15 protein-coding genes are annotated in these 15,903 nt (G+C 45.1%); 13 read left to right on the plus strand and 2 right to left on the minus strand.

Translation table 11 applies throughout. The annotated features are described in order from the left end of the window. Positions 1 to 12: 12 nt before the first annotated feature. From AC1VYS_RS13780 to AC1VYS_RS13805, 6 genes are all read left to right on the plus strand, one after another. The gene (locus AC1VYS_RS13780; protein ID WP_445645457.1) at positions 13 to 903 is read left to right on the plus strand and encodes a carbohydrate ABC transporter permease; all 891 of its coding nucleotides are present in this window, start codon (positions 13 to 15) and stop codon (positions 901 to 903) included. A 15-nt stretch (positions 904 to 918) separates the two neighbouring features. Then, positions 919 to 1,800 (plus strand): carbohydrate ABC transporter permease, encoded by an 882-nt coding sequence (locus AC1VYS_RS13785; RefSeq protein WP_482914730.1) that lies wholly within the window; start codon positions 919 to 921, stop codon positions 1,798 to 1,800. 164 nt (positions 1,801 to 1,964) lie between these two features. Beyond that, the gene (locus tag AC1VYS_RS13790; protein WP_482914731.1) at positions 1,965 to 3,665 is read left to right on the plus strand and encodes a spore germination protein; all 1,701 of its coding nucleotides are present in this window, start codon (positions 1,965 to 1,967) and stop codon (positions 3,663 to 3,665) included. A gap of 44 nt (positions 3,666 to 3,709) precedes the next feature. Then, positions 3,710 to 4,825: a GerAB/ArcD/ProY family transporter gene (locus tag AC1VYS_RS13795; RefSeq protein ID WP_482914732.1), complete on the plus strand. Its 1,116-nt coding sequence runs from the start codon at positions 3,710 to 3,712 to the stop codon at positions 4,823 to 4,825. Continuing rightward, entirely contained in the window at positions 4,818 to 6,020 is a 1,203-nt protein-coding gene (locus AC1VYS_RS13800) for a Ger(x)C family spore germination protein (RefSeq protein WP_482934528.1), read from the plus strand. Before AC1VYS_RS13795 ends, AC1VYS_RS13800 begins: the two co-directional genes overlap by 8 nt. Positions 6,021 to 6,089: 69 nt before the next feature. Next, entirely contained in the window at positions 6,090 to 6,308 is a 219-nt protein-coding gene (locus AC1VYS_RS13805) for a hypothetical protein (protein WP_482914734.1), read from the plus strand. Between the two features lie 125 nt (positions 6,309 to 6,433). Here AC1VYS_RS13805 and AC1VYS_RS13810 read toward each other — a convergent pair whose 3' ends face one another. After that, positions 6,434 to 7,714 carry a stalk domain-containing protein gene (locus tag AC1VYS_RS13810; RefSeq protein ID WP_482914735.1) on the minus strand — a complete coding sequence of 427 codons (1,281 nt, stop codon included), beginning with the start codon at positions 7,712 to 7,714 and terminating at the stop codon, positions 6,434 to 6,436. A 176-nt stretch (positions 7,715 to 7,890) separates the two neighbouring features. Between AC1VYS_RS13810 and AC1VYS_RS13815 the strand changes: the two genes are divergently transcribed. Together AC1VYS_RS13815 and AC1VYS_RS13820 are read left to right on the plus strand one after the other, a co-directional pair. Then, positions 7,891 to 8,259, plus strand: a complete 369-nt coding sequence (locus tag AC1VYS_RS13815) for a hypothetical protein (protein WP_336122652.1) — start codon at positions 7,891 to 7,893, stop codon at positions 8,257 to 8,259. Positions 8,260 to 8,278: 19 nt separating this feature from the next. Then, positions 8,279 to 9,511, plus strand: coding sequence for a sialidase family protein (locus AC1VYS_RS13820; RefSeq protein ID WP_482914736.1), 1,233 nt, complete (start codon positions 8,279 to 8,281; stop codon positions 9,509 to 9,511). Between the two features lie 98 nt (positions 9,512 to 9,609). Here AC1VYS_RS13820 and AC1VYS_RS13825 read toward each other — a convergent pair whose 3' ends face one another. After that, the gene (locus AC1VYS_RS13825; RefSeq protein WP_482914737.1) at positions 9,610 to 10,035 is read right to left on the minus strand and encodes a hypothetical protein; all 426 of its coding nucleotides are present in this window, start codon (positions 10,033 to 10,035) and stop codon (positions 9,610 to 9,612) included. Positions 10,036 to 10,252: 217 nt separating this feature from the next. On the opposite strand from AC1VYS_RS13825, the gene AC1VYS_RS13830 reads away from it, so the two are divergent. The 5 genes from AC1VYS_RS13830 (at position 10,253) to AC1VYS_RS13850 (ending at position 15,856) form a co-directional block, all read left to right on the plus strand. Then, positions 10,253 to 10,561, plus strand: a complete 309-nt coding sequence (locus tag AC1VYS_RS13830) for a hypothetical protein (protein ID WP_482914738.1) — start codon at positions 10,253 to 10,255, stop codon at positions 10,559 to 10,561. Positions 10,562 to 10,775: 214 nt separating this feature from the next. Continuing rightward, complete coding sequence (locus AC1VYS_RS13835) at positions 10,776 to 11,348, plus strand: esterase/lipase family protein (RefSeq protein ID WP_482914992.1); 573 nt, start codon at positions 10,776 to 10,778, stop codon at positions 11,346 to 11,348. A 304-nt stretch (positions 11,349 to 11,652) separates the two neighbouring features. Further along, complete coding sequence (locus tag AC1VYS_RS13840) at positions 11,653 to 12,393, plus strand: LytR/AlgR family response regulator transcription factor (RefSeq protein ID WP_482914739.1); 741 nt, start codon at positions 11,653 to 11,655, stop codon at positions 12,391 to 12,393. A gap of 1 nt (position 12,394) precedes the next feature. Further along, entirely contained in the window at positions 12,395 to 13,693 is a 1,299-nt protein-coding gene (locus AC1VYS_RS13845) for a GHKL domain-containing protein (protein ID WP_482914740.1), read from the plus strand. Positions 13,694 to 13,804: 111 nt separating this feature from the next. After that, positions 13,805 to 15,856, plus strand: a complete 2,052-nt coding sequence (locus AC1VYS_RS13850; RefSeq protein ID WP_482914741.1) for a serine hydrolase domain-containing protein — start codon at positions 13,805 to 13,807, stop codon at positions 15,854 to 15,856. The last annotated feature ends 47 nt before the right edge of the window (positions 15,857 to 15,903 follow it).

Raw genomic sequence — 15,903 nt, forward strand, 5'->3', positions numbered from 1 at the left:
GGAGGACAGCGTATGTTTGCCAAAACGATTCGCAAGGACCATTTCGGGTACTACTTTATCGCTCCTTTTTTTATCGTGTTTGCCATCTTCGGACTGTATCCGATTCTGTACTCGCTATATATCAGTTTCACGAATTTCGACGGGATCACCACGCCTGAGTTCGTCGGGATTGGTAACTATGTAGCCGTGCTTCAGGACCCGCTGTTCTACAAAACGTTGTTTAATACCCTCTTCATATGGGGGGTGTCAGTTGTACCGCAACTTACGGTATCCCTTGTGCTAGCTTTTATTTTGAACGACAAGTTGTTAAAAGGACGGGATATTTTCCGGGCGGTATACTTTTTTCCTAACATCGTAACGGCTGCTTCGCTCGGTTTGCTTGTTAGTCTGATCTTTGATTGGCAGTCGGGTGGACTGAATCATTTTCTCGTGCAGACAGGATTAATTCAAGATCCGATCAATTGGAAAGATGACCCTTGGTTTATGCGGCTGATCGTGTCATCCATTCTGTTCTTCCAGTACTTTGGTTACTCGATGGTCATCTATCTTGCAGGATTACAAGGGATAGACCCCGCGCTACAGGAAGCTGCACAAATCGATGGTGCCAAGAAAAAACATATTTTCCTGCACATCATCGTGCCGATGCTCAAACCGATTATATTGTTTCAGATCATCACCTCGATCATTGGGGGAATTCAGATTTTTGACCAGCCGTTTACATTGACCAATGGTACAGGAGGGCCGGACCGTGCGGCAATGACCAGCATCATGTACCTATATAATGTAGCGTTCCAAAGCACACGTTTTGGCTACGGAGCTGCCATTGCATTTTGTTTGTTCATCATTATTATTCTCTTGTCCGTAGCATCCTTCATCATGACCAAACGGAAGAGCCGTTCATAGGGAGGGAGAGATTGTATGCAAACTGCCAAGGTTGCCGCGCAGCGGGATGCCGTGCTTCGGCATCATGCGCTTCGTCAGCGGCTGACACCGGGGAAAATCCTCATTTATCTGTTTCTGATCGCTCTCGCTGTATTGTGTGTGATTCCGTTTTACCTCATGTTGATCTATTCCACACATAACAACGCGTCCATTGCTTCAAGCTTTACGTTTCTTCCAGGTACGTTTCTAATAGACAATTATGTGAATATGGCTTCCAAAATCAATATCTGGCGCGGCTTCGCCAACAGTTTTTTTATCGCAGGCAGCTCCACAGTGTTGTCACTGTACATTGGTGCTTTAACGGCGTACGGCTTTGCCAAGTTTAATTTTAAAGGACGAACCGGATTATTTTTGTTCCTACTCGCCACGATGATGGTTCCGGGTCAACTGGCGCTAATCGGGGTATACCGGTTGTTCAGTACACTTGGCCTACTGGACAGTTATGCGGCGATTATTTTACCTGCGGCGGCGAATGCTTTTAATGTATTTTTTATCAAACAGTTTATGGAGAGCAGCATCCCCGATGAGATCATTGAGTCGTCAAGAGTAGACGGTGCGAATGAGTTCAGGACGTTTAATCAGATTGTACTGCCCATCCTTGGGCCAGCGATCTCGGCACTGGGGATTTTCACCTTTATCGGATCATGGAATAACTTTCTGACACCACTCGTACTCTTTTTCTCCCTGGATAAGTATCCGCTACCCGTGTTGGTCGCTCTAGTTCAGGGCTACTACGGTATGGATTACGGATTGTTGTATCTAGGCGTAGCGATTTCAATTTTGCCGATCATTGTTGTGTTCGCTGTATTTTCCAAGCAGATTATCGGAAGTGTGGCATTGGGTGCAGTCAAGGGATAATTAGAGCACACAATCTGCCCAGTGCTTGTTAAATGGTAGTTTAGAAAAGAGTCGCTCACGGAGCGGCTCTTTTCGTCATTCGCACTGCATATTTCTGGTGAAGGAAGCAAATGATATCTTTTACTGAGAATACTTGGACAAATTGATTGAAAGGGGTGAAGCCCATGAGTCAAAACAGTCAAAATACAAATACCAACTCAGAAACAAACTCAAACACGAACTCAAGTACAAATACCAACTCAAGCACAAGCACCACGGAACAACAGGACTCGAAGCAAGAAACAGAAAACGGCGAAAACAGTGAAAACAGCGAAAAATCAAGACAGAATACGGATCAAAACGCGAAGAAAAATACGGATCAGGATTCAAACGAGAAAGAGAAAGAGAAGAACAAAGAGAACAAAGAGAACAAAGAGAACAAAGGTAAGGATCAATCGGATCAAGAAGGACAATCGGATCAAGAAAAACAAGAAACGCAGCAGGATTTGCCCTTAACAGGGGATCTGGTCATTGATGAAGAGACATTACGCGCCGTATTTACGGACTGTTCCGATGTCATATTTCATTCATTCGAGACCGCGGGCTTCACCTCGGCACTATGTGTATATTGTGTGGGTTTATGTGATACGGAGCGGCTTGAGCGTCAGGTGCTAACGCCAGTTCAGGAGATTGGCATGGAGGCTGCTCAGGTTCCTCTATCTTCCGTAAAAACCGTTGAAACGTCGAAAGAGGCCGCAGAGGCGATATTGGAAGGAGAAGCGCTGCTACTACTGGAAGGCTCCAATGTGGCAACAACGTATCCGCTGTATAAAGCCGCGAATCGTTCGACGGAGGAGCCACTAGCTGAATCCACGGTCCGGGGTGCAAGGGACGGATTCACCGAATCGCTCGCAACAAATCTTTCTTTGGTTCGTAAACGGCTCAAAACGCCTGCACTCAAATTCCGAACACGCACCGTTGGAGAAAGCTCCAATACCAGCATTGCACTTGCGTACGTGGAAGGTATCATTGATGCCTCGCTGGTAAAAGAGGTGGAGCAGCGACTGGATCGGTTAAGAGTCCGGGACATTCTGGAAAGTCAGTATATTGAGGAAGATATCATCGATCAGCGATTCTCACCTTTTCCTCAAATGATTGCTACAGAACGTCCGGACGTTGTGGCCTCCAATCTGATGGAAGGACGTTTTGCCATACTTGTCGACGGAACACCGTTCACACTAGTGGCTCCTGTAACGCTGTTTTCCATGCTGCAGTCGCCTGAAGATTATTATCAATATGTGTTTATGAGCGTATTTCTCCGGTGGCTGCGATACGTATTTTATGTTCTGTCCTTGTTACTGCCCTCGGCATATGTCGCAATCACGACATATCACCAAGAGATGATTCCTACCGTGTTACTACTCAGTATCGCTAGAGCCAGAGAGGAGATTCCTTTTCCCGCACTTGTAGAGGCACTGATTATGGAAATTGCCTTTGAAGCGTTACGGGAAGCCGGTGTTCGCCTGCCGAAACAAGTAGGTTCAGCGGTCAGTATCGTTGGCGCACTGATTATTGGACAAGCTGCAACGACGGCGGGGATTGTCTCCGCTCCGATGATTATCATCGTTGCGATCACAGGGATTGCATCCTTTATGATCCCTCGTTACTCTGCTAGCATATCGACACGTCTGCTTCGTTTTCCCATTATGATTTTGGCTGGAACGCTGGGGCTGATCGGGGTCATGCTGGGCATCATTTTGATCGTCATTCATTTGAGCAGTCTTCGCTCATTTGGCGCGCCGTATCTGTCTCCGGTTGCACCGACGAATGCCAAAGGGTTGAAGGATCTGTGGTGGCGTCCAGCACCTTGGAACAAGCCGCGATAGGGATTAGATTGCATTAATGATTTAACAGAGGGGCGGGAAGGTTCATGTTAACTGACCAAGGAAGAATATCGGAGACACAGCTGGCGTTCATGATCTTCCCGGCTGTTATTGCCACTGCGATCTTGTCTGTACCTGGAATTACAATGCATTATGCCGGACATGATATGTGGTTATCTCCTATTATTGGATCGGTGGTAGGACTTGCCGCCATTGGGTTATCACTTGGACTAGCACGGATGTACCCTGGAAAATCTCTCATTCAATCCAGTGTACTCGTAGCTGGTCTCATTCCAGGCAAGCTAGTCGGACTTATTTATATTTTGTTCATGCCTCATCTAACCGGGCTGATTATAAGGGAATATGGTGAGTTCATCGCCAATAATGCACTTCCGCGCACACCGATGTTTGTGATCATGGGCACGATGATGCTCGTTTGTGCGATTAATGTCAGACTTGGCATAGAAGTGGTAGGCAGGACAGCACAGGTGTTTGTGACACTGGTCATGGCTATGCTGGGTCTCGTCTTTGTACTGCTCATTGGGGAATTGCACCCGTCAGAATTGTTTCCTTTTATGGAAAATGGGCCAATGCCTGCTGTCAAAGGAGCACTCGCTCCTGCCGCCTGGTTCAGTGAATATATCGTGATTGCCTTTCTCCTGCCGTATGTAAATCGCAAAAAAAGAACCGCTCGTGTGATGCTCGGCTCTTTATTGACAACAACGATTGTGATGACCGTTATTAATGTGGTTTGTCTCTTTTTAATTGGAGATCTGACAGATACGTTTGTTTTCCCGGTGATGATTGCCGCCCGGTACATTACGATTGCGGACTTTTTACAACACATCGAATCCCTTATTATTGCCGTTTGGATCTTTGGCATGTATGTAAAAGTTTCGGTGTTCCTGTATATATCTGTGACGTCGACAGCGGAATGGTTTGGCCTGAAAGATTACAAGCCGCTAGTGAGCCCGCTCTCATTTCTCTGTATGATTTTTTCGTTTTGGGTAGCTTCGAGCAGCTCCGGGTTATCCAGTTTGGTTAGTCCTTCAGCCAATTTGTATACGATCGCCATTTTGCTTGTTCTTCCAGGGTTGACTTACGGGATAGCTTGGGCGAAAAAGGGGTGGGCTTATGTGCGAAAAAAACGTACGGATGCCTGATCCCATGAAAAAAAGAATCATTTCAGTATGCAAGATATGGCTTATCATCTGTTTATGCACCACAGTCCTTACGGCATGCTGGGATCGGATTGAGATTAATGATCTCGCCATTGTACTGGTCACCGGAGTGGATTATAAAAATGATCAGATCGAGCTGACATCACAGATATTTATTCCCCGTAAAGCCGGAGGAGGAGACAGCACGGGGAGTGGAGGCAGCCCAAGCGGGGTAACACTAACTCGATCGGCTGAAGGTCATACTATCGCAGAGGCTCTAAATCGCTTGCAACGGAAAGTACCGAGAAATATGTTCTGGGGACACTGTGAAGTGATTGTGATTAGTGAAGACGCCGGAAAACAAGGCATCCGTGAATATATCGATTTTTTCCTCCGTTATCCTCAGATCAGGGAACATGCTTACGTGTTTTCGACACCTGAACCTGCCAAAAACCTGCTTGCTTTGCTTGATCCATTAGAACGAAGCTCTGCCGAATCTTTGCGTGAGATGGCCAATATGAAACTGGGTACACGGACAACCGTTTTGGAACTGGCACAATCGATTGAAGGCCCTAACGAATCTGTCATTTTGTCCCGTATGTTGTCTCTTCCACCTGACGAGGGGCAGGATAAATTAACAACCACACCATACATTAAAGGCCTAAGTCTCTATAAGGGCGATACGTTTAATCGCAGCGTACACGAACCACTAACCATTGGCATTTTAATGCTAGCTAATGAATTAAACAACATTATTATGCCTGTAAATGTAGAGCCGGAGAGAGGTTCTTTTTCGATCCAGCCGCTCGAAGTGAAGACGATTTTGAAGCCGAATATTTCGGGTGAACAGTGGAGTATGCAAGTGGATGTACAGACACGGGGAGAGGTGTTGTTGAATACAACAGATGGCAATCTCACGGATCCTGCTGTACTGAAAAAGCTGGAGGAAACCTGGGCGTCACAATTGAAAGACATGGCAGAGTCGGCCCTTCGATTATCCCAGCGAGAGATGCGAACGGATCTGTTCAAGTTCGCGGTGGAGTTCCGCAGATATTATCCGAAACAGTGGAAGGAGCAGGAGAAGAGATGGGAGCAGATCTACTCTGAGTTGGATGTAGATATCCAGATTCATGCACAGGTTGTACGTACAGGTAAATCTGCCGGGCCTCAGGGAATACCTGATGAGCAAGGGGGATGAGCACTTAATTGTGGCAGCAGCGCCATCGCTCATGGGGTACGAGATATGACAGACAGAAGGTGAGAAGTCATGAAAATTGCTTCCATGTTAGGTATTCTGTTGTTAGCCAGCACAATCATCTATGTGGAATGGCAACGTAGCGAAGAAAAAAAAGTCCGGATCATCACAGCAGGAATCAGCGCTATCAGTGCGGTCATTGGCACGATCCTGTTATTTGATCCCCGTTTGCCGGGTCCGGGTGTGATCATTAAGCTGTTGTTTGGCGGTATAGATAAGGTCATGAAATAAGAAGAGAAGGTGATGAAGTACACAAAAAAGCACGTTCCTTGTACAGTCAGCCGAGGCGCGTGCTTTTTCCTGCTTATTTTGAAACAGATTATGAAGTTCAATATAGCTATGAGAAGGTAGCTTTATTATTCCTTGATTACCGATGCTTGCACAGAAGATTGCATATCAGCGCTGTATGTGCGGAACAGACCTAACCTCCAGAAGGCGGCACCTTTCAGATCATAACGTTTAGCAAGTCCCAGCTTATCCCCGACAGATGCGGGTGTCTCACTATTGATGTTAATGCCAAGTAATAGCTTTTCCTTGGGCACTCCTGCCTTGAGTGCGAGTGCAATTGCCTGATTGACCAGGCTGTTCGGCTCTGCAACTTGGGCTTCGGTTCCTGCAGGGTTATATTGGTATGCCATAATGATAAGGTCATCTGCCAGCGTAGCAAGTGTTTTGTAATCATATCCCTTGTAAGCACTATTAAGCGGAGGAACAGCTAGAGAGATGGCAATCTCTTGAGGCAACGATGCTCTGAGCTGTTTCACATACTGATTCAGCAGTTGCTGCTGCTTCACCGCATCCAGCTTAAATCCCAATCCTTCAAAATCAAGCACAACCCCACCAAAGCCATACTCCTGAACGGCGGCTTTAATGCCGTCAATGGACTTTTGGCGTAAACTGCTGTCACTTAATACTTTGGTTAACTCACCATTTCCATCCAGCGCATAAACCATCAGGCTTGTCTCTATTTGTTGACGCGCTGCATCAGCCACAATCGATTTGGGTGTCACTTCACCAGCAGCAGCTGGAATCTGGTACTCTTTTCCTTCAAGTGTAAATTGACCATCCCGATCTATCCGGCTCCAGCCAAAAGCAACTGAATTCATCGATGGTAAGAGATCAATCTCGTGGTACGCTCTAACGGCATAGAATGCTCTGAGATGCATCTCACGTTGGGGTGATACCATAGAGACGGTTCGCGTAGCCTGATCCCAGCCTGTACGGACATCGAATTGGCTACTGAATGAACTCAGCGGAATAAGTACACGTCCTTCTCGCTGCACAGGTGCGGCAGAGAGATTCACTTTCTCTCCATTTACAGTAGCTGTCTTGCTTCCTACCTGAAGAACAACTTTCGTTGTTTTTCCTTTGGAAGTGTTCACCGCGGTTATGGTCTGTGTTTTGTTGTTCCAGCTAATACCAATGCCGAGTGCTTCTCCGACTGTACGGAATGGAACATAAGTGACTCCCTGATCAATTCGTGGTGCTGCATCAAACGCTAAGGGCACATGATCCAGTTGAACAGAGATCGCAGGAGCTGCTTGAAGTTTATGGGCTTGAGATGCAGGGATGCTGCTCATAATAGACAGAGCCATGACGGCTGCGACAGCGATTTTACCAGTACGTTGCATGAACATGAATAGGTGTACCTCCAGGCGTTGTGGTTTTGCGTAAGTCTACCAAACAATAGAAATTCGGCAAATCTATCATAACAAAAATTTCATATTGTTCCAATACGAGAGATATAAAGGGGCATAACACAAGCTTAATTGAAAGTATAGTGAAGTATATGGTGTGAAAGGAGTGTGACTCTTTGCCGAATTCTACAGGATTTATCTACAATCCGACGGCAGGTGCAACACAATCTACGCAACTGATTGTAACGTGTATTAATGATTCGCTGAATGCTCCTGTCAGTGTTGAATTGGAGGTATTCAGGTGGGATACAACTCAATTGACTCGGGTTCCTATTGGTCATGATTTAGTTGAAATCTTGCCACAAGCTACAAGGACTTTCATCTATCCGTTGATCAATGCAGCATTTTTTGAAGTGCAAAGTGATTTTTTCAGTGCAACGAGTACCGTTATCCATGTCTATGGCGTGGATTCTACGGGTCAGATTATACAGCGCATTCTTCAATCCGAAATGACGTTAATAGACCGATTCACCAATATCCCTTAAAAGAAAAGAGGTGAAGAGAGTGGCCGTTGTAAATATTACTGGAGCTTTGGCAGGCAATCAGTTTGAACCCTCTATTGCAGTAAATATTTTAAATCCTAATATTATGTGTGTTGTTGCTGTGGATACGAGTACGGGGCCGACACTTACGGGATTCTATCGTTCCATCGATGGGGGAATTACCTGGTCCACCACTGTTCTTCCACAACCCGCAGCTTACTCAGGAGCAGAAGCACCAACTATCGACTATACGTTTCCAAGCACATTTATCATTACGGTGCATGTGTTTAACGGGATTAATGACGGGACCATTGTAAGCTATACTTCATTTGATGATGGGGCTACGTTTCAGCCTCCAGTCATTGTGCAATTGGGATTTGGAACCATCGTGCATAATGATGAACCTTTCATTGCTGTAGATCGCTCCCCTGGCAGTCCGTATCGAGGCCATGCGTATGTAGGTTATACACCGCTTGCTACCACTTCTTCTGCTATTTTTACTCAAAGATCTGTTGATCAAGGAATCTCGTGGGAACCCCCGGATCGCCAATCGAGTCCCCGTGGAATCCATGACCGGGCAGCTTTAGCCGTTGGTTTCTCCGGCGAAGTCTATGCGGGTTATATCATTACAGGGCCAGCCAGCCCTTCAGCATTGCTGCGCATATCGTATGATGGCGGAATTAATTATCAACCGCCCATAGAACGGCAGTCCACTTTTATATCTTCCGTTGTACCAGCGCCATCGCCGCTGCCTGTGCCGAACTATAATTTTCGAGTGCAAACCAATCTCAGTTTGGCGGCTGACATATCCATTGGACCGAACAGCGGCACCGTTTATGCTGTATGGAATGACGCTCGCGCGGGGTATACCGATGTTTTGCTTTGTGAATCTCCAGATGGGTTGCTTTGGTCAGATCCGATAAGCATTACGAGCGCACCGCCAGGTACGCAGAACTTTTTTCCGGCCATCACGGTGTCTCCATTCGCGGGAACCATCCGGGTAATCTATTACTCCAATCAAATCGATGGTTTTCTGCTGGATGTATTTGTTGCAGAGTCATTTGATGGAGGGGCGACTTTCAGTAATCGGCGTCTAACAACGACCTCATTTAATCCAAATGGCATTTCACCAGTGCCAACCGTTCTAATCGGCGACTATATTACAGCAGCTACATATGCTCCGGATAACCTGGCTGCCGTCTGGATGGCTACCACACCGCCGACAGGCAAGCTGGATGTGTATTTCGGAAATTAATCTTATGTATAAAGGCCCCATCCCTGTTCTCTACAATGCATATGCAGATTACAGGGATGGGGTGTTAGGCATTACATACGAGGGCTTAATCTAAGACGTTAATCCGAAACGATAAATCCGTCGAAGCTTTCAGGACCTACCCGGACCGTGCCAAGCAGATTGGTACTGATAAATGCAGTATAGGTGATTTGCGGAGTTACAGGGGGATTATAATCATTGGCGGAAAAAATGAGGACTTCTGGTACAAGCAATCCGTTCAGACCATACGTGTGATTGGCTGAATATATGAGAGGATCTGTTGCAACCGTACCACGTACAATCGTAATTCGGACTTGGAAAAGAGCGAGAGGAAGCTGAACTGTGATCGTTCCTTTCATAGAAACTCTGGGATTAGGACCTGCCCCAGCAGTCAGTAACCCGATTTGTGCAAATAATGTAGGTGTATTGATGACAGGAATAGGAATGGCAATAGAATTAAACGTAGCCGCATTTAATGATACTCTTGCATCAAGTAATTTGGTCAAGTGATATTCCTCCTTGGCGTTCAGATAGAATACTATATTCAACATGGCTACGTTCGCATGGACGAGCGCTCAGGACTAGCTAAATTAGGATATTCAGATTCAGGTGAGCTATAAACAATTTTGACTACATGCTTTGACACAACCAGAATGAAATGAGAGAATACGTTGTTATGAAAAGAAGTGCAGAACAAATAAATAATGTTGGGGGCATGCCAAAATGAATCAGCGTTTGAAAATAACCAGATCGATGCAGGAAAACGATACGGAACAACCTATTTCTGTGGAGGAGTGCAAAGATTATTTTGCCTCCAAGCCGGAGTTCACCTACTCTACGGTGCTTAATATCGTTGGGGCGGAGAGCACGATGACCATTGAGGGTGACTTTTTTATGTGGGAGCATGAAGGACAACAATACCCATTCCGATTGTATATGGGGGAGTTGTACGTTGCTATTTCGAATGAAGCGATCGTTCCGGTTATGATGGAAGCGGCGTCCCATCTGTATGCGGATATTGTAGAGGGATAGTTGTCTTGTGCTCCGAGGCAGTCCGAAGAGGCAAGCTTATAGAGAAGAACCTCTGTATTTCGACAAAATAACAAGCAGTAAACATCATACTCAAATGGTTAAATGAGACTAAAATACCATTTTATTTCCATTTTTTAAATTGTAAAATGTGGATATCTCATTTCACAGGAGGATGATCTGATTGAAAAGGTTAAGACCACTGCTTGTTGTTTTGATGAGTGCGATTTTTGCTTTTGCTTTACCCGGGATTGGGCAGAGTACGACTGCTTCTGCTGCCACTGCGCGGACACCCATTGTCTTTGTTCATGGATTAACAGGCTCGGACAGTAATTTTGTCTTAATTGAAAGGTATCTGCGCGGTGAGGGATGGTCGAGTGATGAGCTATTTGCCATTGATCTCCCGAGCAAAGCAGGGAATCAACTGTTGAATTCTGCTGCGATCAGCCGATTTGTGGACGATGTTCTTCGCCAAACGGGGCATTCCAAAGTTCATATCGTTGCTCATAGTATGGGCGGGGCCAACAGCCTGTACTATATTTTGAACCGCGGTGGCATTGATAAAGTGGATAAATTGATTACGCTGGGCGGAGCGAATCGGTTGACAACGAACAGCGCACCAAGCGGCATTCGAGTTACCTCGATCTATTCAACCAGCGACACCATTGTTTCGCCTCTTCTATCCAGACTGGATGGGGCGAACAATATTTCTGTTAGTCTGGTATCTCATATCGGATTGCTCTATAACTCAAGGGTAAATGCATTGATTAAGGCCGCACTCATCGAATAGTTGTGGTTGAGGAACTTATAAATTCATCACATAATAACGCCTATAAAAAGACTGACCACTCCTGGTCAGTCTTTTTTTGTTCAATAGTAAGGTTATACTTACAGCGCTGGAAGTGGGAAGAACGAAAACAACCAAGGGATAGAACAGGTAAAAGAGGCAACGTCATCACTGTGTTTTTTTGCGTTTGCCTGTAATTCAAGGTACTTTAAGTGCATTTCAACCCATTCCTGAACCACTGAGCATGATAAAATAGTATATTAAAACAAAGAGTGGAAGTGCTTGCGTTCAGGAGAGGCGGGATAGGATGTATCAGGTAGCGATATGTGACGACGACGAGCAACAACGAGAACTGATGAGGCATATGCTGACGGCGTTCTCGCTCAAAACCAATATCGAGTTTCATATCACCATGTTCAGTTCAGGAGAACAACTCCTGGCTCATTATAAGGATCAGATAGAGACGTTTCACCTGCTCATTCTGGATGTAGAGATGGGTGGATTGAATGGTATACAGACAGCACAGGAAATCAGAAAACTCAAAATCATGGATGTGCAGATCATGTTTTTGACCAGTTATCCCGAGTATATGGTTCAAAGTTTCGATGTCATGACGTTCCAATATTTGATCAAGCCGATTCAGGAGAGCGTACTGGAAGAAAAGCTGATCAAACTGCATCAGTTTTATCAAGCTATGGATAAAAAGTATCTGGTGATTAAATCAGATTACGATGATTTGATGTTGAAATATGAAGATATTTTATGGATTGAGGTGATCAAAAGCCTAACGGTTAAAAACAAACTAAAGGTGATTACTCGTGATAACTCTTATGAAACGAAAGGCATTCTATCGGCTTATGCTGCAACGCTGACAGAGCACGGTTTTATGCAAATTCACCGATCCGTCCTTATTAATCTAATGCATGTACACAAGTTCACGGGGGCACAGGTCACGATGCTGGATGGAACCTCTTTGCCTATAGGTCGTTCCAAAATTAAGGAAGTCAAGGATACGTACACCAAATATATGATTATGAGGGTTCAATAAAATGAATATTTTGCATCTAGTACCCGTCATTTTGTTGACCCTGCTCATGACCTTTCAAGCCAATTATTATTTTGATGCTGTGCTGGGCAAATCCAGACGTAAGCCTCGCAGAACGATCTATTTTGTTGTGTTTATCCTGCTCAATTTCTTTTATTTGGCTACGCGATTACCTTCTTTTCTTTCGACCTTGCTTGCATTGAGCTTTATCTTCACTCTGGCACAATCCTACCGGGTAGAATTAAAACTGAAGATTATGTTTACGGTTATGTACGCAGCGCTTTTAACCACGGTAAATATCATTTCAATTTATGTTTTTAGTGTGATTGACGGCATCGACTACCTAAAAGTGGCTGTTTATGGCCCGGAAGCGATATGGTTGTTCTCCAAAGTTCTGCTGCTAGGATGCAGCATTATGTTTGTTGTGATCCCGATTGTTCATCTCATTGCCAAACGCAGGAGCTTCAGAGTGCACCATAGGTCTTATCTTTTATTTCTGATCGTAACTGCCATTACGGTCTACCAGATCAACGTCATTTCAATATATAGCGAAAAGAATATTTTTTATATTATTTCGGTGCTAGGCTCCCTTTTTCTCAATGTATTCATCGTATATGTATTTGATAATATCGTGGAGAAGGCGCATCTCGCTCATGAGAATGAACAATTACAGCGGCAAATGGATTATCAGGATGCCAACTATGAGAAGACCGTGCACAGTTTCAAAAGCATTAAAAGTATTATCCACGATATCCATCAGCAGTTTCTATATATCGAAGAATGCGTGAAACGCAACGAACTTGCGGCAGCAACAGAGCATATGCATGTTACGATGAACACCATTGAGCATGCGTACCAACGTGTGAATAGCGGTAATCTGGTCATTGATGCTCTCGTTACAAATACGCTAACCGTCGGGCAGGCAAACGGCATTCGAATCGATACGCGCATCAATCTCCATTCTCAGCACATAGGCATTGAGCGTTATGATTTGTGCGTGGTGCTCGGAAATATTCTAGACAATGCTGTTGAAGCATCCAAGAAAGTACGGGTTGCCGAGGATCGTTATATCGTAGTATCTATTCATTCTACAGCTTCTGCTCTGGTAATCCAGATTATGAACCATACCGCCCAACCGGCCCCGGATCTGAAAAGTGACAAATCGGACTCCGAATTTCATGGTTTTGGCCTGACCAATATATCGAGAATATGTAGCAAATATGGAGGTCACATGACCATTGAGCAGGGACAAGGGTCCTTCAACAATATGGTTGTTCTTCCATACAACACAAACAACGTCTGAACTGTCGTTCAGGGGTTGTTTTTTTCCATTCGGGGTTCTTTTCCGCAGGCGATGCCTTTGCCGGGTATGATGAATTCATTCACTTATATCGATCTGAAGGAGGAAGTCTGAATGAAAAGGATATTTACGGTTTTATGTGCGTTTATGCTTGTCATCATGCCTGTAGCGGATGTCAAAGCTGAGGCGACAGAAAAGCAGACAACCCAAGGGAAAGCTAAACAACTCGCTGACATGCTGGTTCAGAGTTATGGCGTCACAAGTCTGCAATATGCGATTATGGACAAAGGGGAAATGATTTTATCGGACGGTGCTGGATTTCATGATAAGGCAAACCAGAAAGCCGTGGATAAAGACACGATGTACGGCATAGGCTCTGTAAGCAAAATGGTGGTGACAACTGCAGTTATGATGCTCGTGGACGAGGGTAAAGTTGATCTGGATCAACCGCTTACCACATATATTACGGATTTCAAAATGGCAGATCCTCGTTACAAAGAAATCACACCGCGCATGTTAATGAATCATTCATCCGGGTTATATGGATCGCATTATGGAAATAGCATGATGTTTGATGATAACGATACACGTAATCAGGATGAATTACTGATCAAACTTCAGGCCGAACGTCTTAAGTCCAAGCCTGGTGAATACTCCGTTTATTGTAATGATGGGTTTCAATTACTGGAGATTCTGGTTGAGCGCATGAGTGGGCAAAGTTACAGCAAATATGTGGAACAGTCTATCACCAAGCCGCTGCAACTGAACTCAACGAAGACGCCACTTGATTCTTTCAATAGAGACCGGTTGGCTGAGACATATTGGCCAACGCTCAAACCGAAGATGCCAGTTGAAAATGCAAACATCATCGGCACCGGAGGTGTTTATTCAACGGCTGAGGAGTTGACGCAATTTGCTGAGGTACTGATGGGTAACCGCCCGGATCTTCTGTCGGAATCTTCAGTCAAAGCGATGCAAAGTGCAGAGTATCGCAACGGCATATGGGTGTCTGATGAGATTAATTCGTTCAACTACGGACTCGGCTGGGATGCCGTGGAGCTTGCTCCGTTCAGTGAGTACGGTGTCAAGGCACTGACCAAGGGCGGGGATACGATGATGTATCACGCTTCATTAATTACGATTCCAGAGCACGACATATCCATGGCTGTATTATCTTCAGGAGGATCTTCTGTTTTTGACCAAATGTTTGCCTCTAAAGTGTTGCTGGAAGTACTGAAGGAACAGGGGATTATTGACAACATCAAACCGGATCGCACCTTCTCTGCTCCAGTTCAGACCGAGATGCCTGCTGAGTTGAATGATTATTCCGGCTTGTATGGAACCGTTGGTGCAACTACGGAAATCAATATTAAGAATGGGGCATTCTCATTACCAGCTATGCTGGGCGGACTGATTGCTGAACAACAATATGTGTATACAGGGGACGGATATTTCACCAGCAAAGACGGAAGTGTGAACGTGAGCTTTGTGAAGGAACGCAACGCCAAGACCTATGTGAAAGTCCAGGCATATCTTAGCTTGCCAGGGTTGGGACAGATGGGCATGAATACGTATGATTATCAAAAGCTGGAGCCTAACAAGTTGGATGCGATTACCCAAGAGAAGTGGGCTGCACGGAACGGTTTGAACTATTTTGCACTGGACGAAAAAATTACATCGATCTTTTACCTGGTTCCATCACAGCTCATTAAAAACTTTAAGGTCAACGCAGAGCAGGGCTATGTGAATGGGACTCAAATTAAGGATGTGAATCATGCCGTTAATGTTGCGGAGATTCCTGTCATGAACGGTCGAGATGCATTCGACTTGGAATTAATGATGAAAAAAGATGCTGAAATTCTCACACAGAACGGACAACAATACATCTCGGAAAAGGCCATTCGACCGATCTTTGGCGGTAAATCAGGGGTGGCGACCATTCCAGCGAATGGTCAAGCACGATGGTATGCGATTGACGGAAAATCTGCTGAAAAGACGATAACGGTGGATTCTCCCGAGCATGGCGGTTATGCGGTTTATAATGATCAAGGGCAGGTGCTGCAGTTCTCTACCGCGACTGGTGAACAGTCCACGAAACTTCCGAAGAAAGGTTTTATCGTATTTGCAGGTAAAGCCGGTGACGTTTTCCAGATTCGTCTGAAATAAAGAGATAGAAATGTTTTTAATGTTTGGGTACGTTCAGATTGATATGA

Source organism: Paenibacillus sp. G34 (assembly GCF_056856875.1).